Source organism: Pseudomonas sp. BNK-45 (assembly GCF_047456255.1).
Classification (GTDB): Bacteria; Pseudomonadota; Gammaproteobacteria; order Pseudomonadales; family Pseudomonadaceae; genus Aquipseudomonas.
Genome location: NZ_CP179909.1, coordinates 73,476 through 97,137, shown reverse-complemented (window position 1 = coordinate 97,137; position 23,662 = coordinate 73,476). Strand labels below are relative to the sequence as shown.

Below are 23,662 nucleotides of genomic sequence, written 5' to 3'. Positions count from 1 at the left end.
AAAGACGCAGATCACTTGCGAAACGGAATCATGCCAGAGGCGGTGCACCGGGGTTCAGGCTGGGCCATTGCTGGCGCAGGGTGAGTAGTTCGATCTTCGGTTGCGGCGCGCCCGGCTGGGCGGCGAAACGCATGAAGTTCAGCGGATGAGCATGGCCGGGCAGGGCCACCAGGGGCGCCGAGCCGGAGCAGCACCAGCAGTGCTGCATGTTCGAGTGGTCGTCGTTCTGCGGAGCTTTCTGTTCAAGCTTGCCCAAGGCAATGGCTTGCAGCTTGGTGCCGCTGGCGGAACAGAAACTGCCCCACAGCAGTTGCTCGTCCAGTCCCGCATCGCTGCGCTGCATGGCCCCGGAAAGCGGCATGGCAAGCATGTTGAACAGCACTGCGAAGCAGGCGATCCAGGCAAATGCGAGCCGTTGTCGGGACATGGGGACGATCCGTCGGTTGAGCGATCAGGCGGGTATTTAGCCTGATCGCCGTGGATAAGTAAAAAAGCAGCGTATGCGGTGTGGTGTCGCAGTGCCAGTTCAGGCCGGGCTGACGTGGAGCTTGAGTCCGAGCGCTTTCATGACCTTGATGATAGTTGCGAACTCGGGATTGCCCTGGCTGCCCAGGGCCTTGTACAGGCTCTCGCGGCCCAGGCCGGTATCGCGGGCGATCTGGGTCATGCCGCGGGCGCGGGCGATATCGTTGAGGGCGGCGCGGATCAGCTTGCCGTCGCCGGTGTCTTCCTCGAAGCAGGCGTCGAGGTAGGCGACCATGTCTTCAGGGGTCTTGAGGTACTCCGCCGCGTCGAAGCGGGTGACTGGGGTGTGCATGTTTCAACCCTCGCTCTTGAGGTCGTGGGCCAGTTGCCTGGCGCGTTGGATATCGCGTCTCTGGGTGTTCTTGTCACCGCCGATCAACAACAGGTAGATCACCGTGCCCCGGCGCGAGAAGTACACCCGGTAGCCGGGACCACGATGGATGCGCATCTCGTAGACGCCTCCACCCAGTGCTTCGCAGTCGCCGAATCGGCCCAGTTGGGCGGCGCGGATCCTGGCCAGTACACGGGTTTTGCCTTGCGGATCCTTCAGGTGCAGGAGCCAGCGGCTGAACTCCAGGGTCTGCTCGAAGACGTACATGGTGAATGTATTCCTTGGGATACAGCGTGGCAACCCATTTGCCCGCCTAGAGCTCAACTAGGCGACGAGCGGAGCCGGCGCCATTGAGACTGTCCAAGGAGGCTAAAGCATGGGGTTGGTAGCGCGCTGCCAGGGGCTTCCCAAGTGTTTGTGGGGCGCGGCGGTTTTGCCTGTCAGGTTTTGTCCGGCGAGTGCAGGGCCTGCAGCAACTCGGCCACGCTGGCAAAGTGGCGGTCGGCCTCGGGCAGCTTTGGGCGCTTGAGCACCAGCACCGGTATGCCCCGCTCACGTGCCACCTCCAGCTTGGGCTCGGTGGCGCTGCTGCCGCTGTTCTTGCTGATCAGCACATCGATGTCCCGACGTGCGAACAGTTGGCGCTCGTCTTCGATCAGGAAAGGCCCACGGGCACCGATGACTTCGCAACGCTCGTTGCCGGGGCAGCTTTCCAGGGCGCGCAGGGTCCAGAACTGCCCCGCAGGAATCTCGTTCAGATGCTGCAACGGCTCGCGGCCCAGGGTGAACAGCGGCCGCTTGAAGGGGCGCAGGGCCTCGACCAATGCCTCCCAGCCGGCGATCTCGCGCCAGTCATCGCCCGGTTGCGGCTGCCAGGCCGGGCGCCGCAAGGCCCAGCAAGGCACGGCTGCGTGCTGTGCCGCAGCCACGGCATTGGCGCTGATCTGCGCCGCGTAGGGGTGGGTGGCATCCAGCAGGAGGCCAATGCGTTGTTCGCGGATAAAGCGCGCCAGGCCCTCGGCACCGCCGTAGCCGCCCACCCGCACCTGGCACTTGAGGTCGCTGGGCACCCGACCGACCCCGGCCAGGCTGTAGATATGTTCAGGGCCCAGGGTACGGGCGATGGCCAGGGCCTCGGTGACCCCGCCCAGCAGCAGGATGCGGCTCATGACAAGACTCCGGCGTGGCCAACGATGCCGCCCTGGCGGTCGATGGCGAAGACTTCCACCTGGACCTGAGCCGGCACCACGCTGCGGGCGAAGTCCAGGGCGTGCCGGCACACCGCGTCGCCCAGGGCGATCCCGGCGGCGCTGGCCATGGCCAGCGCCTGCTGGCTGGTATTGGCTGCGCGGATGGCCTGTTGCAGCTCGGCTCCGGCGCCCACCGCGGCGGCCCATTGCGCCAGTTGCGGCAGGTCGATGCTGGAATGGCGGCTGTGCAGGTCCATGTGTCCGGCGGCCAGCTTGCTGATCTTGCCGAAGCCACCGCACAGGCTGAGTTTATCCACAGGCACTTTGCGCAGGTGCTTGAGCACCGCGCCGACAAAGTCGCCCATTTCGATCAGGGCGATTTCCGGCAGGTTGTAGACCCGGCGCATGGTGTCTTCGCTGGCGTTGCCGGTGCAGGCGGCAATGTGCAGGTAGCCGTTGGTCTTGGCCACGTCGATGCCCTGGTGGATCGAGGCGATATAGGCCGCGCAGGAGAAGGGCCGGACAATGCCGCTGGTGCCCAGGATCGACAGCCCGCCGAGAATCCCCAGGCGCGGGTTCATGGTTTTCAGGGCCAGTTCGGCGCCGCCCTCGACATTCACCGTGACTTCGAAACCGCCGGTGTAGGCGTGCTCCTCGGCAAGCCGTTGCAGGTGCTCGCTGATCATCCGGCGTGGCACCGGGTTGATCGCCGGTTCGCCCACCGCCAGCACCAGGCCGGGGCGGGTCACAGTGCCCACGCCCTGGCCGGCGACAAAGCGGATTCCCGGCTCGCGGGTCAGGCGCACCTGGGAGTAGAGCAGGGCGCCGTGGGTCACGTCCGGGTCGTCGCCGGCATCCTTGAGGGTCCCGGCTTCGGCGCCCTCGGCGGTGCGGCGGCAGAACTCCAGGCGCATCTGCACCTGCTTGCCCTTGGGCAGGACGATCTCCACCGCATCGGCGTTGACGCCCCCCAGCAGCAGGCGCGCGGCGGCCAGGCTGGTGGCGGTGGCGCAACTGCCGGTGGTCAGGCCGCTGCGCAGGGGCGCGGGCTGTTCCGCTGTTTCCTCACGCATGCCCTTGCTCCCGTAGGAGCGAGCTTGCTCGCGAAGGGCGCGCTGCGGTCTCTTTGCTGGACGCTTTTGCGGGCAAGCCCGCTCCCGCAAGGTTCATGGCAGGTCCAGGGGTTTGTGCAGGTCCAGCAGGGTGATCGGCAGGGCCTGGCGCCAGGTATCGAATTCCCCCAGGGGCTGGGCCTGGGCGATATGGATGCGGGTCAGCTCACCGCCGTGCGTCTGGCGCCAGTGCATCAGGGTCATTTCACTTTGCAGGGTCACGGCGTTGGCCACCAGGCGTCCGCCGGGCTTGAGCCGTTCCCAGCAGGTTTGCAGCACGCCTTCGCGGGTCACTCCGCCGCCGATGAACACCGCATCGGGGCGCTCCAGTCCGGCCAGGGCCTGGGGCGCGTTGCCGCGGATCAGCTGCAGCCCGGGCACGCCGAGCACGTCGCGGTTGTATTCGATCAACTGCTGGCGGCCGTCGTCGGCTTCGATGGCCAGGGCCCGACAACTGGGGTGAGCGCGCATCCATTCGATGCCGATGGAGCCGCTGCCGGCGCCCACATCCCAGAGCAGCTCGCCAGGCACCGGGGCCAGGCGGGCCAGGGTGATGGCGCGCACGTCACGCTTGGTCAACTGGCCGTCGTGGCGGAAGGCCGAGTCCGGCAGGCCGGCCAGTCGGGACAGTTGCGGCGTATCCGCTGCCGCCCGGCATTCGATGGCCAGCAGATTGAGGTCGGCCAGCGCCGGATCGCTCCAGTCATCGGCGGTGCTGTCCAGGCGCCGTTCCAGGGGGCCGCCCAGGTGCTCCAGCACCGTCAGGCGACTCGGGCCGAAACCGCGTTCGCGCAGCAGGCCGGCGATCGCCGCCGGGCTGTGGCGGTCATTGCTCAGCACCAGCAGGCGCACGCCGCTGGACAGCTGGGCATTGAGCGCGGCAATCGGCCGTGCCACCACCGACAGCGTGACCACGTCCTGCAGCGCCCAGCCCAGGCGAGCAGCGGCCAGGGAATAGGAAGAGGGGAAGGACACCACCTGCAACTCGTCGGCCGGCAGTTGCCGGGCCAGGCTGGCCCCTACGCCGAACAGCATCGGATCGCCACTGGCCAGCACGCAGACCGGCGTTCCGCGCAGGCTCAACAGCGGTTCCAGGGAAAACGGGCTGGGCCACAACTGGCGCTCGCCGCGGATGCAGGCCGGCAGCAGATCCAGCTGACGCTGGCCGCCGACGATCCGTGAAGCGCCCAGCAGGGCGTGGCGGGCATTCCTGCCCAGCCCCTTGAAGCCGTCTTCACCGATTCCCACTACTGTCAGCCAGGGCGACATCTATATTCCTCAAACCTAAGGTTCCGACCGGCAGGCTTTTCATGCCTTCGGACAAAGCAGGCATAATACCGCGCCTTCGCTGACGAAGCGCTTTTCCCACACTGCCGGTTGCCCCTTTGAACGAACGCCCAATGTCCACCGCCATCCGCCCCTCGGCCTGCCCGGGATTGCTGCGCATCGTCCCGGCGCTGGACGGCGGCATCTGCCGGATCAAGCTGGCGGGCGGGGTCATCAGCGCCGCCCAGGCCAGGGCGGTGGCCGAGGCGGCGCAGGCCTATGCCGGTGGCGTGATCGAGGCCACCAACCGCGCCAACCTGCAGATTCGCGGGATCGGTGTCGAGCATCAGGCGCTGATCGATGCACTCCTGGCGGCGGGCCTGGGGCCGACCACCGCCGCCGGCGACGATGTCCGCAACCTGATGCTCAGCCCCGGCGCCGGCATCGACCGGCAAATGCTGATGGACACCCGCCCCCTGGCCGGGCAGATCCTGGCGACCTTGCAGAGTCACCCGCGCTTCCATGAACTGTCGGCCAAGTTCGCCGTGCAGCTCGATGGCGGCGAAGCCCTGGCCATGCTCGAACATCACCACGATCTGTGGCTGGCGGCGGTTGTGCATGACGGGCAGTTGCTGCTGGCCTTCGGCCTGGCCGGCAGTCCTGTGGATAAACCCCTGGCGGCGGTGCCCGAGGCACAGGGGCATGAGCTGCTGGTGGCGGTGCTGGAGCTGTTTCTCGAACTGGCCACCCCCGAGCAGACGCGGATGCGCCACCTGTTGGCGCAGATGCCGGTGGCGGATTTTCTCGCCCGACTGAACCTGCGCCTGAGCAGCCCCTTGCTGAACATCGATGGCTGGCAGCGTCCAGCTGCGGTTGCAGGGCTGCACCTGGGAACTTATCCACAGCGCGAGGGCGACCGGGTCTATGTCGGCGCGGTCGCGCCCCTGGGCCGCCTCGATCCCGTCATGCTCAAGGGCGCCGCGCAACTGGCCGAGCAGTACGGCGACGCCAGCCTGCGTTTTACGCCCTGGCAGAGCCTGTTGCTGCCGGGCATTGCCCCGGCGGACGCCGCCACCGTCACCGCCCGCCTGGAGCAATTGGGCCTGTTGTGCAGTGCTCGACAGTCCCTGGCCCACCTGATTGCCTGCACCGGCTCCAGTGGCTGCGGCAAGGCCCTGGCCGACACCAAGGGCGATGCCCTTGAGCTGGCGCAGCTGATGCAGCGCCACGGCCGGCAGGCGGCCGTGCACCTGTCGGGCTGCTCCCGTTCCTGCGCTGCCGCCCATGTGGCGCCGGCCACCCTGCTGGCGCTGGCCCCAGGGCGCTACGACTTGTATTTACGCGATGCAGCGCAGCCGGGGTTCGGCACGCTGCACGCACGCAACCTTTCTATTGCAGCGGCAGAGGCCCTGCTTGATGCCCGCCTACGGAGCTCCCTAGATGATTGATTACATCCGCGACGGTCAGGAGATCTATCGCAACTCCTTCGCGATCATTCGCGAAGAAGCCAAGCTGGATCGCATTCCGGCCGACCTGGAAAAACTCGCGGTTCGGGTGATCCACGCCTGCGGCATGGTGGAGGCCATCGACGGCCTGCAATTCTCCGTGGGCGCCGGCAAGGCCGGGCGTGATGCCCTGGCCGCCGGGGCACCGATCCTCTGCGATGCACGGATGGTCTCTGAAGGCATTACCCGGGCACGCTTGCCGGCCAACAACAAAGTGATCTGCACCCTGCGCGATGACAGTGTCCCGGAGCTGGCCCGAGAGCTGGGCAACACCCGTTCGGCGGCGGCCCTGGAACTCTGGCGTCCGCACCTGGAAGGCAGCGTGGTGGTGATCGGCAATGCCCCCACCGCGCTGTTCTACCTGTTGGAAATGCTCGATGCCGGCGCGCCGAAACCGGCGCTGATCCTCGGCTTCCCGGTGGGCTTCGTCGGCGCCGCCGAATCCAAGGCCATGCTCGCCGCCGACAGCCGTGGCGTGCCGTTCGTGATCATGCAGGGGCGCCTGGGCGGCAGTGCCATGGCCGCCGCCGCCGTCAATGCCCTGGCCACGGAGGTCGAATGATGCAGCAACCCGGACGTTTGATCGGCCTTGGCGTGGGCCCCGGTGATCCGGAACTGATCACCCTCAAGGCCTTGCGCCTGCTGCGCGAATCGCCGGTGGTGGCGTATTTCGTGGCCAAGGGTAAGAAAGGCAATGCCTTCGGCATCATCGAGGAGCATTTGCAGGACGCCCAGACCCTGCTGCCACTGGTGTACCCGGTGACCACCGAAGTGCTGCCGGCGCCGCTGTCCTACGAGCAAGTGATCAGCGATTTCTACGACGGCGCCAGCCAGGAGCTGGCGCTGCACCTGGATGCCGGCCGCGACGTGGCGGTGATCTGCGAGGGCGACCCGTTCTTCTACGGCTCCTACATGTACCTGCACGACCGCCTGGCCGAGCGTTACCAGGCCGAAGTGGTGCCGGGGGTGTGTTCGATGCTGGGCGGCGCCTCGGTGCTGGGCGCGCCCCTGGTGTATCGCAACCAGAGCCTGTCGGTGCTTTCGGGGGTATTGCCCCACGAGGAGCTCAAGCGGCGTCTGGCGGACGCCGACGCGGCGGTGGTGATGAAGCTGGGGCGCAACTTCCCCAAGGTGCGCCAGGTCCTGGAAGAACTGGGGCTGGCGCAGCGGGCGCTGTACGTCGAGCGCGCCACCATGGCCAACCAGAAGATCGTGCCGCTGGATGAAGTGGAGCCGATGTCCTCGCCGTATTTCTCGTTGATCATCGTGCCCGGCGAAAGGTGGCAAGGCTGATGGCCCGTTCAATTCCGGCCATCGTCATCCTGGGCCAAGGCAGCCTCGACACCGCGCGGCAGATCCAGCGGCTGTACCCCGATTCGTTGATCCACGGTCTGGCGGAACGGGTCGAAGGCGCCGATCGGATCTACCACGAATTCGGCGCGACGCTGCGCCAGCTGTATCAACATGACACGCCGATCATCGCCCTGTGCGCGGCCGGCATCGTCATCCGCACCCTGGCCCCGCTGTTGCTGGAAAAGGGTGCCGAGCCGCCAGTGCTGGCCGTTGCCGAGGACGGCAGCGCCGTGGTGCCGCTGCTGGGTGGCCTGGGCGGGGTCAACGTCATGGCCCGGGAAATAGCCGCCGGCCTTGGCGTGGCCGCGGCCATTACCACCAGCGGTGAACTGCGCTTTGGCACCTGCCTGCTGAACCCGCCCAGCGGCTATGCCCTGGGGGATCTGGAACTGGGCAAGCGCTTCGTCTCCGATCTGCTGGGTGGCGAGAGCGTGCGTATCGAAGGCGCCGCGCCCTGGCTGGCTGAGGCCAAGCTGCCCGAGAACGATCAGGCCCGCCTGACCATCCGCGTCGGTTCCGCCGAGCGCGAACCGGCGGCCAACGAGCTGCTGATCTACCCCCGCAGCGTCCTGGTGGCCTGTCGTGGGCCAAGCGACGCGGGTCTTGCCACGTCCATCCGCCAGGCCCTGCATCAGGCGCGCATCGCCGTGCAGTCCCTAGCCTGCCTGCTGGCCGCCGACAGCGACATGGCCGACCGCGGCCTGCACCAGGCGGCTGACGAGCTGGGGGTGCCGCTGCGCTTTCTGCCCGCCACCGGCAGCGTCGCCGAGCTGGCGCAACAGGCCGTGCCGCAATTGCTGCCGCCGCTGAAGGTGGGTGACGACCTCGTCATCGCCGTGGCCAACCAGCCCCTGGACCCCGAACAGATCGGCCGGCCCCGTGGGCGCCTGGCGGTGATCGGCCTTGGCCCCGGCGCAGCCGAACTCATGGTGCCGGCGGTAAAAGCCGAACTGGCCCGGGCCAACGACATCCTGGGGTATGAAACCTACGTGCGCATGGCCGGTCCGTTCCGCGCCGATCAGGTCATGCACTGCACCGACAACCGTGAAGAAATGCAGCGCGCCCGCCATGCGTTCGAACTGGCGGCCCAGGGCCGTTCGGTGGTGGTGGTGTCGTCCGGTGATCCTGGGGTGTTCGCCATGGCCGCGGCGGTGCTCGAAGCCCTGCACGAATCCAGCGACCCGGCGTGGCACCGCGTGGACCTGGAAATCCTTCCCGGGGTTTCCGCGTCCCTGGCCACTGCCGCCCAGGCCGGCGCGCCGCTGGGGCATGACTTCTGCGTGCTGTCGCTGTCGGACAACCTCAAGCCCTGGGACATCATCGAGAAGCGCCTGGACCTCGCTTCCCAGGCCGATCTGGCGCTGGCCTTCTACAACCCGATCTCCCGCTCGCGGCCCTGGCAACTGGGCCGGGCCCTGGAGATCGTGCGCCAGCACCGCACGCCGCACACCCCGGTGGTACTGGGACGGGATATCGGTCGTCCGGGGCAGACCCTGCGGGTCATCACCCTGGGCGAGCTGACCCCGGAGCAGGTGGACATGCGCACCATGGTGCTGGTGGGCTCTTCCACCACCTGCGTGTTCCCCCGGGCCGAGGGCGGCGAGTGGGTCTACACCCCGCGCTGGTACGGTAATAAACCCGTGTAGGAGCCGGCTTGCCGGCGAAGGCGCTCGTAAGATCGCCATCGCCGGCAGCGGCTTCTAGCGTGCAGGGTCACTCATCATCCTGGTCCTTGTCCTTGGCGCTCAGCAGCCAGGTGATGAATTCGAAGAAGCCGGCCCAGCGGGCGGGGAGGCGGCCGGCAACGAACGCCTCCCGGTCGCCCAGGTCGAAATCCCAGACGCCGCCGCTGTCCTTGTCCAGCAAGTAGCCGCCTTCACCTTGCAACGAGGTGAAGGCGACGAAGTTCTCTGGCAACTCCCAGACTTCATGAATGAACTCGGTGCACATCTGGATTTCATCACTGGGCCCGTCGATATCCATCAGCACTTCGTAGCTCGCTCGGCTTTCGAAGTCGGCGGGGTGGTAGGCCAGATAGATCTGGGCGAACTCGCTGTCCAGGGCAATCCCCAATGCCGCCAACGCTCGGGTGACCTCGGCGGTGTCGGGACGCGGGCGGAAGCGGGGCTGGGCTTCGATCAGACTGACCAACTGCTGGGGAATCATGGGGTGTCCTTGCTGATGTGTGGCCACTTGTCCAAGGGCAGGCGGCCCTGCTGCCGGGCAAAGTGTTGCCGGGCCTGGCCCAGGGTTTTGTGGTTGGGTCCGCTCAGCACATCCAGCGCTTCGCTGCCGTCGTCTTCCCAATGGCAGAGGTCGCAGATCTGGTAGTCGCCCCGCGCCGAGAGGGTTCGATAACCGCAGCAGGGACAGGCCTCCAGGTACTCGATGTCCGCGCTGACGGCGTAGTCGCCCAGTCCGGCTTCACGCAGGCAGCGCATCAGGTAGCGGTGGGTCACGCCGCGGTATTCGGCGCGCAGGGCGATCAGCAGCAGGGCGTCGTAGCGCTGGGCCTGCGGGTCTTCCGGGGGCTCCGGCTGCGCCCTGAGCTGTTGTTGCAGGCTGGGTGGGAGTGCGGCGAACTCAAGGTCGTCGCTGTCTATTCCCCACCAGTTCAGGAGGTGGGAGGCGCGGGCGGCGGCGTCGAGGCCGGGCAACCGCTGGCGGCTGAGGAGGTCGATGGCGGCGGTGACGGTCAGTTTTTTCATCGGGCTCGGTGGCAGTGCAAGGGTCATGGCCAGGCCAGGGTCAACTGATCGGGGCGCTCCAGAGGGATCTGCACGCTGACACCGGAGGTCGACTCGGCATAGAGGTGTCGGTCCTGGATCTCGACCCGGTTGAAGGGATTGGTGTCCCTCAGGACCAGCAGCCAGATCAGGGTCTCAGAATCTTTCTCCTGCAATGCCAGGAAACCATCCCCGCCATGCGCGGCACACTCGCCGGCCCGGGCCTGCAAGGCGCCGTTGCCGGCGACGCACAGCGCCAGGGTCGCGAGGCCTTCGCCGTCCTGATGAGCGTCGCAGTCCGAGGCCGGCAGCCACACTTTGTTGATCAGTCGGGGATGCTCATGGGGCAGCTCGAACAGGCAGTAGAAGCCCGAGCCCAGGGCGAGTGAGTTGTCCCTGGGGTAGCGTTCGTCCTGCCATCGTTGCTGGATGAGCTGGCGATCTTCATGGCCGGGCATGTGACATTCCTTGTCCGCTGGGGCGCGCCGCTGCTAGGGCACCAGATAGCCTTTGACCCCGGTGAAGATGATCTGCGCCGCCAGGGCGCAGACGAACAGTCCCATCAGCCGGCTGACGATCTGCAGGCCCTGGTCGCCGAGGATGCGTTCGATGCGGTTGGACAGGTACAGCACCACGCCCACGGTGAGGCTGGCCAGGGCGATGCTGAGGATGGCGGTGAGCTTGTCGTCCCAGTGCGGCTGGCTGACCCCCATCACCAGCAGGGCACCGATGGTGCCCGGCCCCACGGTCAGGGGAATGGTCAGCGGCACTATGGTCACGTCCTGCTGCACGTTGTCGGTCTGCACCGCCGACTTGCCCTGGGCCATGCCCAGGGCGGAGATGAACAGCACGCTGCCGGCGCCGATGCGGAAGGCATCCACGGTAATGCCGAACACGCTGAAGATCACTCGACCGAACAGGTACAACAGGACGCTGGAAACCAGGGTGGCGAGGGCGACTTTCCAGGCCAGGCGCCGGCGCTCCTTGGAGGAGTAGCCGCGGGTCAGGCTGATGAAGCACGAGAGAACGAAGAACGGGCTATAGAGCACCAGCATCTTCAGGTAAACGCTGAACAGCACGTGGAGCATGGTGGAAGCTCACGACTAGGGAGGGCGAGCGAGAGTTTAACAGGCGCCGCCCGGGCTGTCGGCTCAACTGGTGTGGGCGGCGCTGCGTTCGCGCAGATCGCGCTGGGTGACCCAGTGTTCCACCAGCTCGCGCAGTTGCGAGAGCTCTACCGGCTTGGCCATGTGCCCGTCCATGCCGGCCTGGCGCGCGCGCTCCTTGTGCTCGGCGAGGATGTGCGCGGTCAGCGCCACCACCGGGGTGCGCACCCGCTGGTTGCCCACTTCCCAGGCACGCAGTTGCTGAGTGGCGGAGAAGCCATCGAGCACCGGCATCTCGCAGTCCATCAGCACCAGGTCGTAGCGCTTGGCTTTCATCGCCTGCAGCGCTTCCTCGCCGTTGCTGGCGGTGTCGGGCTGCAGGTTGAGTTTGCCCAGCATGCCGCGGATGACCTTGGTGGAGATGCTGTTGTCCTCGGCCACCAGGATGCTGAAGTCGCTGGGAACCGTGACCGGCTCAGGCCCCGGAGCCGGGGCCAGGGGCATGTTGTAGGGGGCGGCAGGGGCCTTGTCGCGCTGATTGAGTTCGTCGGCCAGGGTGGTCTTGAGGGTGTAGCCGGCCACCGGCTTGGCGAGGATGCGCTTGATCCCGGCATTGCGTGCAATGACCTTGCTCGGTGCGTTGCTGATGCCGGTGAGCATGATCAGCAGGATGTCGTGGTTCAGGCTCGGGTCTTCCTTGATCTTGGCCGCCAGTTGCATGCCGGTCATGCCGGGCATGTTCTGGTCCAGCAGCACCACATCGAAGTAGTCCCGCAGGTGCGCCTTGGTCCGCAGCAGGGCCAGGGCCTCCTTGCCCGAAGGCACGGCGCTGACGTTCAGGCCCCAGGCGCTGCATTGCTGCACCAGCACCTTGCGGCAGGTGTCGTTGTCGTCCACCACCAGTACCCGCGCGCCCTGCAGGGGGCCGTCGAGATCGGCGGTCGGGTGCTCCAGGCGCTCGGCGTCCAGGGGCAGGGTCAGCCACAGGGTGCTGCCCTGGTTGGTGCCGCTCTTGATGCCGAACTCGCCGTGCATCAGCAGGATCAGCTGGCGGGCGATCACCAGGCCCAGGTTGCCCCCCAGGCGGGTGGTGGCGAGGAAGTTCTTGCTGTGCAGTTCGGTGTGCAGCAGGGCCTCGCGCTCTTCGGCGTCCATGGGCTGGCCGCTGTCCTGCACGGCGATGCGCAGGCGCGGCTTGCTGCTGCGCTCGTCGATGGCGACGACGATCAGCACTTCGCCCTCGTCGGTCTTCTTCAGGGCATTTTCCAGCAGGCTCAGCAGCGCCTGGCGCAGGCGGGTCGGGTCACCGCTGATGACCCGCGGCACCTGGGGCTGGATAAAGCTGATCAGCTCGACGTTCTGCTGTTCGGCCTTGGCCCGGAAGATGCTCAGGCAGTCTTCGATCAGGGCGTTGAGGTCGAACTGCACGTCGTCCAGCTCGATCTGCCCGGACTCCAGCTTGGAGATGTCGAGGATCTCGTTGATCAGGGTCAGCAGCTCGTTGCCGGCGCTGTGGATGGTTTGCACGTAGTCGCGCTGCTTGACCGACAGCGGGGTGCCCAGCAGCAGCTCGGTCATGCCCAGCACGCCGTTCATCGGGGTGCGGATCTCGTGGCTGATCTTGGCCAGGAACTCGGCCTTGGCATTGACCTCGGCGGTGCTGGCGGCCAGATCGCGGCTGACGCTGAAGCGGTTCTCGGTGATGTCGCGCTGGCGTTCGCCCAGGGCGACGCTCATCAGCAGGCCGGCGACGCAGACCACGCTGAGCAGGGTGACGATCAGCCCTTGCGGGGCCACTAGGGTCAGGCCCAGCAGGGCCGGGAGAATCACCAGGGTGCCGAGGTTGAAGATCACCATGGCGGTGACGAACAGCCGGGCCGGGCGATAGCCCTTGTGCCAGTGATAGCCGCCGACAAACAGCATGCTCAGGCCGGCCAGGGCCACCAGGCCGTAGGTGATGATGTTCAGCGGCAGGGTGTTGACGAACAGCAGCAACAGGCCGAACAGGCTGATCAGCAGGATATTGCCCAGCAGCAAGCGGTTCAGCGGGTGCGGGCCCAGCGGGGCGAAGAAGCGGTAGGCGAACATCATCCCGCAGGGCGCGGTCAGCAGCAGCGCCAGGTAGGCGCCCGGGGTCTGCAAGGCTTGCCAGTCCGGCAGCCACGGGCCGAACAGGTTCAGCAGCATCAGCAGGCTGAGGGTCAACAGCCCCTCGCAGGCCGCCAGCCACAGGCTGCTGCGTGAGCGGGTGTAGGCGAAGCGGGTGAGGTTATGCAGGATCAGCATCGCCAGGCAGCCGAACAACAGACCGTAGATCAGGGTCTGGCTCTGGTCGGCGGCGCTCATCACCGCCGATTGCAAGGTGATGTAGGGGCGCAGTTCGTGTTCGGACACCAGCCGCAGGTAGACCTCCAGCGGCTTGGCGCTTTGCGGCAGCGGCAGCATGAAGTCGCTGCTGGGCAGGGGCTTTTCCGTTTGTGGCTGGCTGGAGCCGGTGTTCACTTGCTCGATCAGCTTGTCGCCGTCGAGCACGTAGAGATTCAGGTGGGACAGGTCGGGGGCGAAGATCCGCAGGAGCTGTTCGTGGGGCCCGGGTTGCAGCTTGAAGCGCAGCCACAGCGCGCCGTCGGGTTCGGCGGCGGTCAGCTTGTCCAGCTCGATGGGGCTGAACTGGTTGGTGTAGCGCGGGGAGCGGATGTCACTGAGCTGCAGATCGGCCTGTTCGTCGAGCAAAACCGCCCAGCCACTGCCTTGAGCGGCCAGAGCCGGATTCAAGCAGAGCAGGGTCAGCAATGTGACGGTGAAGCCTAGGGCAATCCTGAGCCAGCGCACGGCGAAATCCCTTCATTGGTTGATGCCTGATTATAACTATGCGCGGCGTAATGACCGCACGGCAAGGGCACCGGGCCCTTGCCGGGGACAGGGGCAGCTTTACTCCTGACCGCGCTCACGGGCAATGGCTCGGTAGCCGATGTCCTTGCGGTAGAAGCAGCCTTGCCAGTCGATCTTGGCCGCCAGGCGGTAGGCTTGCTGCTGGGCCGCGTCGACGCTGTCGCCCATGGCGGTGGCGCAGAGTACCCGGCCGCCGGAGGTCACGATCTGACCGTCCTTGAGCGCGGTGCCGGCGTGGAACACCTTGCCTTCCAGGGCCGCCGCCGCGTCCAGGCCGGTGATGACCGCGCCCTTGGCGTAGTCAGCAGGATAGCCGCCGGCTGCCAGGACGATGCCCAGGCTCGGGCGTGGGTCCCACTGCGCTTCGACCTTGTCCAGGGCCTGGGCCAGGGCGGCTTCGACCAACAGCACCAGGCTCGACTGCAGGCGCAGCATCACCGGCTGGGTTTCCGGATCGCCGAAGCGGCAGTTGAATTCGATGACTTTCGGGTTGCCGGCCTTGTCGATCATCAGGCCTGCATAGAGGAAGCCGGTGTAGACATTGCCTTCCTCGGCCATGCCGCGCACGGTGGGCCAGATCACCTGATCCATGACCCGCTGGTGCACTTCGGCGGTGACCACCGGTGCTGGCGAGTAGGCGCCCATGCCACCGGTATTGGGGCCAGTGTCGCCGTCGCCGACGCGCTTGTGGTCCTGGCTGGTGGCCATTGGCAGCACGTTCTTGCCGTCGACCATGACGATGAAGCTGGCTTCCTCGCCGTCGAGGAACTCTTCGATGACCACGCGGGAACCGGCTTCGCCGAAGGCATTGCCGGCCAGCATGTCGCGCACGGCTTCCTCGGCTTCGGCCAGGGTCATGGCGACGATCACGCCCTTGCCGGCGGCCAGGCCGTCGGCCTTGATCACGATCGGGGCGCCCTTTTCCTTCAGGTAGGCCAGGGCCGGCTCGATTTCGGTGAAGTTCTGGTAGTCGGCGGTCGGGATCTTGTGGCGCGCGAGGAAATCCTTGGTGAAGGCTTTCGAGCCTTCCAGCTGCGCGGCACCGGCAGTCGGACCGAAGCAGTCCAGGCCGCGGGAGCGGAACAGGTCGACCACGCCAGCCACCAGCGGCACTTCCGGACCGACGATGGTCAGGGACACATTCTTCTCGGCGAAATCGGCCAGTTGCTCCAGGGCCAGGACGTCGATGGCGACGTTCTCGCACTTGGCTTCGATGGCGGTGCCGGCGTTGCCGGGGGCGACGAATACTTTTTCGACCCGTGGGTCCTGAGCGACTTTCCAGGCCAGGGCGTGTTCGCGACCGCCGCTACCAATGATCAAAATGTTCAAGTCAGACTCCTTCGGAGGAAGCTACAAGCCGCAAGCTGCAAGTGAAGAGCAATTCTTATCGCCCTGCCGTGCTGCGTGCGGCTCTGAAAAGGGAAGGCTGCAAGGATCAGGCAAGCGCAACTGCGCTTGGCCCTGGCTTGTCGCTTGCAGCTTGATGCTTGTGGCTGCTGTTAGTGACGGAAGTGGCGCATGCCGGTGAAGACCATGGCAATGCCGGCCTCGTCGGCCGCGGCAATCACTTCTGCATCACGCATCGAGCCGCCGGGCTGGATCACCGCGGTGATGCCGACCTTGGCCGCGTTGTCGATACCGTCACGGAACGGGAAGAAGGCATCGGAAGCCATCACGGCGCCCTGAACCTGCAGACCGGCGTGTTCGGCTTTGATCGCAGCGATCCGCGCCGAGTTCACGCGGCTCATCTGACCGGCGCCGACGCCGATGGTCTGGCGGTTCTTGGCGTAGACGATGGCGTTGGACTTGACGAACTTGGCCACTTTCCAGGCGAAGATCAGGTCGTGGATCTCTTGCTCGGTCGGGGCGCGTTTGGTGACGACTTTCAGGTCATCGGCACCGATCATGCCGATATCGCGGCTCTGCACCAGCAGGCCACCGTTGACGCGCTTGTAGTCCCAGGCCGGAACCCGGTCGGCCGACCACTGGCCGCAGGCCAGCAGGCGCACGTTGGCCTTGGCGGCGACGATGGCGCGGGCTTCCTCGCTGACGCTCGGGGCGATGATCACTTCGACGAACTGCCGCTCGACGATGGCCTTGGCGGTGTCGGCGTCCAGTTCGCGGTTGAAGGCGATGATGCCGCCGAAGGCCGATTCGGTGTCGGTGGCGTAGGCCAGTTCATAGGCCTGGCGGATGCCGCCTTCAGCGTCCGGGCTGACCGCCACGCCGCACGGGTTGGCGTGCTTGACGATGACGCAGGCCGGCTTGACGAAGCTCTTCACGCATTCCAGCGCGGCGTCGGTGTCGGCTACGTTGTTGTAGGACAGCTCCTTGCCTTGCAGCTGGGTGGCGGTGGCGATGCCGACTTCGGCGGGCTTGGCTTCCACGTAGAACGCCGCGCTCTGGTGCGGGTTCTCGCCGTAGCGCATTTCCTGGGCCTTGATGAACTGGCTGTTGAAGGTCCGCGGGAATTCGCTGCGGCCTTCTGTGCTCAGGGTGTCGGCGGCCTGGTTCACGGTGCCCATGTAGTTGGCGATCATGCCGTCGTAGGCGGCGGTGTGTTCGAAGGCCTTGAGCATCAGATCGAAGCGCTGGGCGTAGGTCAGGCCACCGGCCTTGAGGCTTTCCAGGACACCGGCGTAGTCGCTGGCGTTGACCACGATGGCCACGTCCTTATGGTTCTTGGCCGCCGAGCGGACCATGGTCGGGCCGCCGATGTCGATGTTCTCGATGGCGGTCGGCAGGTCGCAGCCGGGCTTGGAAATGGTGGCTTCGAAAGGGTAGAGGTTGACCGCCACCAGATCGATGGGCTTGATCCCGTGCTCGTTCATGATGGCGTCGTCGATACCGCGACGACCGAGGATACCGCCGTGGATTTTCGGGTGCAGGGTCTTGACCCGGCCATCCATCATTTCCGCGAAACCGGTGTAATCCGCCACTTCCACTGCGGACACGCCGTTGTCCTGCAGCAGCTTGAAGGTCCCGCCGGTGGAGAGGATCTCCACGCCGAGGGCTTCCAGTTCCTTGGCGAATTCAAGGATCCCGGTCTTGTCGGAAACACTGATCAAGGCGCGGCGGATCGGCAGGCGGGTAGTCTGGTCGGTCATCTCAATTTCCATCAAAAGCAAAGGAGTCAGCAAAAAAGGCGACCGTTTTTTACGCGGGCGCCTTTCTGGTTTGATTGAATGCTTACAACAAATCGTACTGCTTGAGTTTCTTGCGCAGGGTGCCGCGGTTCAGGCCCAGGAGTTCGCTGGCCTTGGTCTGATTGCCCTTGACGTAGTTCATCACGCTTTCGAGCAACGGAGCCTCGACTTCGGAGAGCACCAGGTTGTACACGTCCGTGACGGCAGCGCCCTCAAGGTGGGCGAAATAATTGTGCAGCGCCTTCTCGACACTCCCGCGAAGGGTCTGGCCTTCTTCGCTGGGGGTATTGAGGTGCTGTTTCAAATTCACGTTGTCGCTCACGGGTGTTGTTCCACTCACTAAAGTCTCGGTCATCATCGTCATGCGGCCACCCCTTCTCCGTCCCCTGTTTCCAGGCTCTTGTAACGTCCGGCAAAGAACTCACGAACGTTGGCGCATTGTGCTTCCGTATCTTCCAAACGATTGAAGTGGGCGCGGAACTCCCTGGCGCCCGGCAGGGTTGCGAGATACCAGCCCACATGCTTGCGTGCGATGCGTACGCCCATGACCTCTCCATAGAAGGCATGCAGCGCGGCCAGGTGCTCTAGCAGAATACGTTCCACTTCGAACAGCTCCGGTGCCGGAAGGGTCTCACCGGTGCGCAGGAAGTGCTCGATTTCACGAAAAATCCATGGCCGCCCCTGGGCGGCCCGGCCAATCAACAGCCCGTCGGCGCCGGTGGCATGCAAGACCTGCCGGGCTTTTTCGGGTGAGTCGATATCGCCGTTGGCAAAGACCGGAATCGACACCGCCTGCTTGATCGCGGCAATGGTGTCGTACTCGGCTTCACCGGTGTACAGGTCGGCCCGGGTCCGGCCATGGACCGCCAGCGCCGTGATGCCTGCCTGTTCGGCGATCTTCGCCACCGTCAGGCCGTTCTTGTTCTGCCGGTCCCAGCCGGTGCGGATCTTCAGGGTGACCGGTACATCCACCGCGGCCACCACCGCCTGGAGAATCTCGTTGACCAGGGCTTCGTCTTTCAGCAACGCGGAGCCGGCGGCCTTGTTGCAGACCTTCTTCGCCGGACAACCCATGTTGATATCAATAATCTGTGCGCCCAACTCGACGTTGGCGCGGGCGGCATCCGCCAGCATCTGTGCATCGCCACCGGCAATCTGCACCGAGCGTGGCTCGGGATCGCCTTCGTGGATCATGCGCAACCGCGATTTGCGGCTGTTCCACAAGCTCATGTCGCTGGTGACCATTTCCGAGACTACAAGGCCCGCGCCCAACTGCTTGCAAAGCTGACGAAAGGGCTGGTCGGTGACCCCCGCCATCGGGGCGAGAATCAAGCCGTTGTGCAATGTATATGGGCCGATGCGTACCGCCGACATAGGACTTCCCTGTTGTGGGGCCGGATCATGAGAGTTCGAAAAAGGGTTGGCATGATACCCGCTCTCGATGACCGGATAAAGGCTGAATTGGATAAAATCTGAACAGTTATTCCGTTATCGCTCTGGGATCAATCTGAGCGACGCAGTCATAAATCTGTCTACAATTCGGAGTTGTTCGCCAGCTCGTTCAGCCGATTCACTCGGGCGAGTGGAAACTGAGACTGTAGTTCACGGCTTTCGGTCCGGGGTCAAGAATGTCCAGGGCGATGTGAATCGGCGTCTGCGGCGGCATTTCCGCCACATCCTGCATCTCACCGCCCAGGTACTCCCCGGGTTTGAAGCTGCGGCTGGCGATCAGGTGGCCGTTGAGGTCGGCGAAGCGCAGTTCCAGCAGCGGGAAGGGTTGGGAGAAGGGCGCACGGTTGTAGATGATGGCGTCCACCACCAGGGCCCCGCTGAATTCCGGGTGGCTGCGCACCACCAGGTTGCTGCTCTTGATCCGGGCGATATCCACCCGGGATGGCACCGTGCAGCCGAACTCCGGGCACAGTTGCTGGAACCAGGGGCGGTACTGGTCCTGGCGCGCCAGTTCGTCGAAATGGTAGGCGATGTACTGACCTGCCAGGCCGCCGGCGGCCAGCAGGATCAACAGCAGCCAGAGCAGGCGCCGGCCCCAGGGCGAGCGGCGTTTCTGCCAGTCGAGGTGGATCGGATCATCCACCAGGTCCAGCAAGACGTCTTCCGGCACGGCGGGTTCGCTGCGTTCGCGGCGTTTCTTGCCGTGGGGGATGTCCGCTTCATCGTCCGCTTCGGCGCTGTCTGCCGAGATCCGGGCGTCGAACGGTTCCAGGTCGTCATCCAGGCGCAGCTTGGGGGCTTTGGGTTCGTCTTCCAGGTCCGCCAGGTTGAAGGACAGCGACGGCTCGGTACGGCTCTGCCGGGGCGGCTCGGGGGCAGGTTCGTCCGCCTGGACCTGGGCCTTGAGAGCGACAGGTTGCGGCTCGTCGTGTTCAGCGGCGCTGCCAAACAGGCCGTCGGGCCAGTGGGCGTCATCGGCGTCCTGCGGGTCGCGGCGGGCGCTGAGGCTGCCTTCCTTGTGTTCCCGTTCCTGGCCAAAGGCCTTGGCCGGCTGGATCTCTCGCTGTTCGAGCTTGGCCAGCTCCTCGTCGAGGTCCAGGTGATCCAGGTCCATTTCGGCAGCCGACCATTGTTTCTGGCTGATGGCGCGTTGCACGGGGGGCGCCGCTGGCGTGGGGCTGGCGGCAGGCTCGGCTGGCGGCTCGACGGGAGGCGCTGCCGCAGGCGCGGGGGCCGGCGCCGGTTTCGCCACTGGCCTGGACGCTGCGCTTTCCTTGGCGGCGCGCTGCTCCAGCAACTGCCGCGCGGCGTTGAACACCTGCAGGCAGGAGCCACAGCGCACCACTCCACGGGCCACGCTCAGTTGAGCGTGGCTGACACGGAACCTGGTTTGGCAATGTGGGCATTGGGTGACGAAACTGTCGGTCATGCGGCCATCCGGATTATGCAGGCGGCCATTCTAGCGCCGACGGCCGGTGATGCGCACCCAGCCATCGAGGGTGGCAATCGGATCCAGATCGAAGTCCTGGGCATAGGCCGCAGCGACTTCTTCGCCTTGCTCGGCGAGGATGCCGGAGAGCGCCAGGCGTCCGCCGGACTTGACCAGGCCCGACAGCTGCGGAGCCAGGGCCACCAGAGGGCCGGCCAGGATGTTGGCCACCAGCACATCGGCCTCTACCTGCGGCAGTTGCTCGGGCAGGTAGAGCGGGAACAGTTCGTCGGCAATCCCGTTGCGTCCGGCGTTGTCGCGGGAGGCTTCCAGGGCCTGGATGTCTATGTCGGTGCCGACCGCGTGGCGGGCGCCCAGCAGCAGGGCGGCGATGGCCAGGATTCCCGAACCACAGCCGAAGTCCAGCACGTTGCAGTCCTTGAGGTCCTGGCTGTCCAGCCATTGCAGGCACAGGGCGGTGGTCGGGTGGGTGCCGGTGCCGAACGCCAGGCCCGGGTCCAGCAGCAGGTTGACCGCATCCGGCTCCGGCGCGGCGTGCCAGCTGGGAACAATCCACAGGCGCTGGCCGAAGCGCATCGGCTGGAAGTTGTCCATCCAGCTGCGTTCCCAGTCCTGGTCTTCGATGACTTCGCTGTGGTGTTCGGGCAGCGGAGCGCCGGTCAGCAGTTCCAGGTGGGCGAGCACGCTGGCGGCCTCGGTGCCGCCCTCGAACAGGGCCAGCAGGTGGGTGTGGGACCACAGCGGGGTGGTGTTCAGTTCGGGTTCGAAGATCGGCTGATCCTCGGCGTCCATGAAGGTGACCGAAACGGCACCGACTTCAAGAAAAGCGTCTTCATAGGTTTCGGCTTGTTCTGGGCTGATGGCGAGACGGACTTGCAGCCAAGGCATGGCGGGCACCTTTGAAAATATGTGAAGTGCAGCCTAGCGGGCCGCGAGAAGCGCGCAAGTTTACGCGAGACGCCCGGTGGGAGCGAGGGGGGAAGCCGAGTGCGTGGTCGCGATGGCGGTTGATCGGGGGATAGCCGCTGCGTGGTTCGCGAGCAAGCTCGCTCCTGCGGGGCGCAGGGGCGGATACGACAAGGCCGCTCGAAAGCGGCCTTGTCGGTGTGGCGGGTGCCGATCAGTGTTGCTCGGCCAGCTTGTGCTCGAGGTAGTGAATGTTCACGCCCCCTTTGCAGAAGCCTTCGTCACGGGTCAGATCGCGGTGCAGCGGGATGTTGGTCTTGATCCCGTCGACGACGATTTCGTCCAGCGCATTGCGCATGCGCGCCATGGCTTCGTCACGGCTGCTGCCGTAAGTGATCAGCTTGCCGATCAACGAATCGTAGTTCGGTGGAACCGCGTAACCGCTGTACAGGTGCGAGTCGACGCGCACGCCGTTGCCGCCCGGGGCATGGAAATGCTTGACCGTGCCTGGGCTTGGCATGAAGGTTTTCGGGTCTTCGGCGTTGATCCGGCATTCCAGCGCGTGACCGCGGATGACCACGTCATCCTGGGTGAACGACAGCTTGTTGCCGGCGGCGATGCTGAGCATCTCCTTGACGATGTCGATGCCGGTGACCATTTCCGATACCGGGTGCTCTACCTGCACGCGAGTGTTCATCTCGATGAAGTAGAAGCGGCCGTTCTCGTACAGGAACTCGAACGTACCGGCACCGCGATAGCCGATGTCGATACAGGCCTTGACGCAGCGGGCAAAGACTTCCTGGCGCGCAGTCTCGTCGATGTCCGGTGCCGGCGCTTCTTCGAGGACCTTCTGGTGACGGCGCTGCAGCGAGCAGTCGCGATCGCCCAGATGGACGGCATTGCCCTGGCCATCGGACAGCACCTGAACTTCCACGTGACGTGGGTTGGTCAGGAACTTTTCCAGGTAGACCATCGGGTTGCCAAACGCCGCACCGGCTTCGGAACGGGTCAGCTTCGCCGAGGCGATCAGGTCTTCTTCCTTGTGCACCACGCGCATGCCGCGACCACCACCGCCGCCGGCGGCCTTGATGATCACCGGGTAGCCGACTTCACGGCCAATGCGCAATGCGGTTTCCTCGTCTTCCGGCAGCGGGCCGTCGGAACCTGGAACCGTAGGAACTCCGGCAGCGATCATCGCGTGCTTGGCGGAAACCTTGTCGCCCATCAGGCGGATGGTTTCAGCTTTCGGGCCGATGAAGGCGAAGCCGGAGTTTTCCACCTGTTCGGCGAAGTCGGCGTTTTCCGCCAGGAAGCCGTAGCCAGGGTGGATCGCCGTAGCGCCAGTGACTTCAGCGGCCGCGATGATGGCCGGGATGTGCAGGTAGGACTGCGCGGCTTGCGCAGGCCCGATGCAAACGGATTCGTCCGCCAGGCCCAGGTGCATCAGCTCCTTGTCGGCCTTGGAGTAGACGGCGACGGTCTTGATCCCCATTTCCTTGCAGGCACGCAGGATCCGCAGGGCGATTTCGCCGCGGTTGGCGATCAGGACTTTTTCCAACTTCGCAGGCTTCAACATCAAAGACTCTCCGCGGTTCAAACGATGGTGAACAGCGGTTGGTCGTACTCAACCGGCTGGCCGTCTTCGACAAGAATGGATTCGATCACACCGCTGGTTTCAGCTTCGATGTGGTTCATCATCTTCATCGCTTCGACGATGCACAGGGTGTCGCCTTTCTTCACGCTCTGGCCGACTTCAACGAAGGCTGGCGAGGTTGGCGAAGACTTGCGGTAGAAAGTACCGACCATTGGCGAACGGGCCACGGTGCCGTTCAGCGCAGGTGCGGCCGGGGCAGCAGGAGCAGCGGCGGCCGGGGCGGCAGCAGCGGCAGGTGCAGCAGCAGGCGCGGCCACCGGTGCGGGGGCGTAGTACTGCTGGGCTGGAGTCTTGCTGTGACGGCTGATGCGTACGGACTCTTCGCCTTCCTTGATCTCCAACTCGTCGATGCCGGACTCTTCCAGCAGCTCGATCAGTTTCTTAACTTTACGGATATCCATGAATCATCAACTCCCAAGGGTCGGTCAGGGGCGTTTATTGCCTGTCGTTCAAGCACTTGCCTGTCGTTCAAGCTGTTCTAGGGCGGCCTCCAGGGCCAGTCGGTAACCGCTGGCGCCAAGGCCGCAGATCACTCCCACCGCAACATCGGAGAAGTAGGAGTGATGGCGGAAAGGTTCGCGTTTGTGCAAGTTGGACAAATGCACTTCGATGAATGGGATGCTCACCGCCAGCAGCGCGTCACGTAATGCGACGCTTGTATGCGTAAAAGCTGCTGGATTGATCAAAATGAAGTCCACGCCTTCATCGCGGGCGGCATGGATGCGCTCGATCAATTCGTACTCGGCATTGCTCTGCAAATACTGCAGATGGTGCCCGGCATCACGGGCCCGCTGCTCCAGATCCTGGTTGATCTGGGCCAGTGTGGTTGCTCCGTAGACCCCCGGTTCACGGGTGCCGAGCAGGTTCAGGTTGGGGCCGTGAAGCACCAGTAGGGTGGCCATCGGTCGTTCCTTGTTGTCGGGGGCTGTTGTCAGAACCCGGCGACTATGCCGGAAAGACTTTATGACTGTCCAGTTCTCGGCAATAGCCAGCACGATGACCGATGTTTGCGCAAAATATGTGACCGAGTGATTAAATCCGGTCATTT

General features: G+C 65.2%; 24 protein-coding genes. 4 read left to right on the top strand and 20 right to left on the bottom strand.

Annotated elements, in window-relative coordinates; translation table 11 throughout:
- Positions 1-28: 28 nt before the first annotated feature.
- The 6 genes from ACMGG8_RS00460 to cbiE form a co-directional block, all read right to left on the bottom strand.
- On the bottom strand, positions 29-427 hold the full coding sequence (locus tag ACMGG8_RS00460) for a DUF2946 domain-containing protein (protein ID WP_060837325.1): 399 nt from the start codon (positions 425-427) through the stop codon (positions 29-31).
- Positions 428-526: 99 nt separating this feature from the next.
- A complete protein-coding gene (locus ACMGG8_RS00455; protein WP_060842360.1) occupies positions 527-817 on the bottom strand; it encodes an addiction module antidote protein in 291 nt (96 codons plus the stop codon).
- A 3-nt stretch (positions 818-820) separates the two neighbouring features.
- Positions 821-1,123, bottom strand: a complete 303-nt coding sequence (locus ACMGG8_RS00450) for a type II toxin-antitoxin system RelE/ParE family toxin (RefSeq protein ID WP_060837327.1) — start codon at positions 1,121-1,123, stop codon at positions 821-823.
- A 173-nt stretch (positions 1,124-1,296) separates the two neighbouring features.
- Positions 1,297-2,025: a cobalt-precorrin-6A reductase gene (locus tag ACMGG8_RS00445; protein ID WP_414159001.1), complete on the bottom strand. Its 729-nt coding sequence runs from the start codon at positions 2,023-2,025 to the stop codon at positions 1,297-1,299.
- A complete protein-coding gene (locus tag ACMGG8_RS00440; RefSeq protein ID WP_060837329.1) occupies positions 2,022-3,119 on the bottom strand; it encodes a cobalt-precorrin-5B (C(1))-methyltransferase in 1,098 nt (365 codons plus the stop codon). Before ACMGG8_RS00440 ends, ACMGG8_RS00445 begins: the two co-directional genes overlap by 4 nt.
- Before the next feature lie 93 nt (positions 3,120-3,212).
- Positions 3,213-4,427, bottom strand: a complete 1,215-nt coding sequence (gene cbiE / locus ACMGG8_RS00435) for a precorrin-6y C5,15-methyltransferase (decarboxylating) subunit CbiE (protein ID WP_414159000.1) — start codon at positions 4,425-4,427, stop codon at positions 3,213-3,215.
- 131 nt (positions 4,428-4,558) lie between these two features.
- Between cbiE and cobG the strand changes: the two genes are divergently transcribed.
- From cobG to cobJ, 4 genes are read left to right on the top strand one after another with little or no spacing between them, the layout of a single operon-like run.
- Positions 4,559-5,872 carry a precorrin-3B synthase gene (gene cobG, locus ACMGG8_RS00430; protein WP_108545983.1) on the top strand — a complete coding sequence of 438 codons (1,314 nt, stop codon included), beginning with the start codon at positions 4,559-4,561 and terminating at the stop codon, positions 5,870-5,872.
- On the top strand, positions 5,865-6,491 hold the full coding sequence (locus ACMGG8_RS00425; RefSeq protein WP_108545984.1) for a precorrin-8X methylmutase: 627 nt from the start codon (positions 5,865-5,867) through the stop codon (positions 6,489-6,491). Before cobG ends, ACMGG8_RS00425 begins: the two co-directional genes overlap by 8 nt.
- Positions 6,491-7,222 (top strand): precorrin-2 C(20)-methyltransferase, encoded by a 732-nt coding sequence (locus tag ACMGG8_RS00420; protein WP_060837333.1) that lies wholly within the window; start codon positions 6,491-6,493, stop codon positions 7,220-7,222. Before ACMGG8_RS00425 ends, ACMGG8_RS00420 begins: the two co-directional genes overlap by 1 nt.
- Positions 7,222-8,928 carry a precorrin-3B C(17)-methyltransferase gene (gene cobJ, locus ACMGG8_RS00415; protein ID WP_414158999.1) on the top strand — a complete coding sequence of 569 codons (1,707 nt, stop codon included), beginning with the start codon at positions 7,222-7,224 and terminating at the stop codon, positions 8,926-8,928. Before ACMGG8_RS00420 ends, cobJ begins: the two co-directional genes overlap by 1 nt.
- Positions 8,929-8,995: 67 nt before the next feature.
- On the opposite strand, the gene ACMGG8_RS00410 is transcribed toward cobJ, so the two are convergent.
- The 14 genes from ACMGG8_RS00410 to aroQ all read right to left on the bottom strand — a co-directional run bounded on the left by ACMGG8_RS00410 (position 8,996) and on the right by aroQ (position 23,516).
- Positions 8,996-9,448: an SMI1/KNR4 family protein gene (locus tag ACMGG8_RS00410; protein WP_414158998.1), complete on the bottom strand. Its 453-nt coding sequence runs from the start codon at positions 9,446-9,448 to the stop codon at positions 8,996-8,998.
- Positions 9,445-10,017, bottom strand: coding sequence for a CPCC family cysteine-rich protein (locus ACMGG8_RS00405; protein WP_414158997.1), 573 nt, complete (start codon positions 10,015-10,017; stop codon positions 9,445-9,447). Before ACMGG8_RS00405 ends, ACMGG8_RS00410 begins: the two co-directional genes overlap by 4 nt.
- Entirely contained in the window at positions 10,014-10,466 is a 453-nt protein-coding gene (locus tag ACMGG8_RS00400; RefSeq protein WP_414158996.1) for a hypothetical protein, read from the bottom strand. The genes ACMGG8_RS00405 and ACMGG8_RS00400 overlap by 4 nt, the downstream gene beginning before the upstream one ends.
- 33 nt (positions 10,467-10,499) lie before the next feature.
- Positions 10,500-11,096, bottom strand: a complete 597-nt coding sequence (locus tag ACMGG8_RS00395) for a MarC family protein (protein ID WP_060837337.1) — start codon at positions 11,094-11,096, stop codon at positions 10,500-10,502.
- Positions 11,097-11,159: 63 nt separating this feature from the next.
- The gene (locus ACMGG8_RS00390) at positions 11,160-13,946 is read right to left on the bottom strand and encodes a hybrid sensor histidine kinase/response regulator (protein WP_060837338.1); all 2,787 of its coding nucleotides are present in this window, start codon (positions 13,944-13,946) and stop codon (positions 11,160-11,162) included.
- 99 nt (positions 13,947-14,045) lie between these two features.
- The gene (purD, locus tag ACMGG8_RS00385) at positions 14,046-15,335 is read right to left on the bottom strand and encodes a phosphoribosylamine--glycine ligase (protein WP_060837339.1); all 1,290 of its coding nucleotides are present in this window, start codon (positions 15,333-15,335) and stop codon (positions 14,046-14,048) included.
- 170 nt (positions 15,336-15,505) lie between these two features.
- Complete coding sequence (gene purH, locus ACMGG8_RS00380) at positions 15,506-17,113, bottom strand: bifunctional phosphoribosylaminoimidazolecarboxamide formyltransferase/IMP cyclohydrolase (RefSeq protein ID WP_060837340.1); 1,608 nt, start codon at positions 17,111-17,113, stop codon at positions 15,506-15,508.
- Positions 17,114-17,195: 82 nt separating this feature from the next.
- Entirely contained in the window at positions 17,196-17,516 is a 321-nt protein-coding gene (gene fis / locus ACMGG8_RS00375; RefSeq protein ID WP_003186237.1) for a DNA-binding transcriptional regulator Fis, read from the bottom strand.
- On the bottom strand, positions 17,513-18,526 hold the full coding sequence (dusB, locus tag ACMGG8_RS00370) for a tRNA dihydrouridine synthase DusB (RefSeq protein WP_016968220.1): 1,014 nt from the start codon (positions 18,524-18,526) through the stop codon (positions 17,513-17,515). Before dusB ends, fis begins: the two co-directional genes overlap by 4 nt.
- A 196-nt stretch (positions 18,527-18,722) precedes the next feature.
- Positions 18,723-20,033, bottom strand: coding sequence for a DUF3426 domain-containing protein (locus ACMGG8_RS00365; protein ID WP_414158995.1), 1,311 nt, complete (start codon positions 20,031-20,033; stop codon positions 18,723-18,725).
- A 30-nt stretch (positions 20,034-20,063) separates the two neighbouring features.
- Positions 20,064-20,942: a 50S ribosomal protein L11 methyltransferase gene (gene prmA, locus ACMGG8_RS00360; protein WP_060837342.1), complete on the bottom strand. Its 879-nt coding sequence runs from the start codon at positions 20,940-20,942 to the stop codon at positions 20,064-20,066.
- 232 nt (positions 20,943-21,174) lie between these two features.
- Complete coding sequence (gene accC, locus ACMGG8_RS00355; protein ID WP_060837343.1) at positions 21,175-22,536, bottom strand: acetyl-CoA carboxylase biotin carboxylase subunit; 1,362 nt, start codon at positions 22,534-22,536, stop codon at positions 21,175-21,177.
- Positions 22,537-22,553: 17 nt separating this feature from the next.
- Positions 22,554-23,015: an acetyl-CoA carboxylase biotin carboxyl carrier protein gene (gene accB / locus ACMGG8_RS00350; RefSeq protein ID WP_060837344.1), complete on the bottom strand. Its 462-nt coding sequence runs from the start codon at positions 23,013-23,015 to the stop codon at positions 22,554-22,556.
- A gap of 48 nt (positions 23,016-23,063) precedes the next feature.
- Positions 23,064-23,516, bottom strand: a complete 453-nt coding sequence (gene aroQ, locus ACMGG8_RS00345; protein ID WP_060842372.1) for a type II 3-dehydroquinate dehydratase — start codon at positions 23,514-23,516, stop codon at positions 23,064-23,066.
- Positions 23,517-23,662 lie beyond the last annotated feature (146 nt).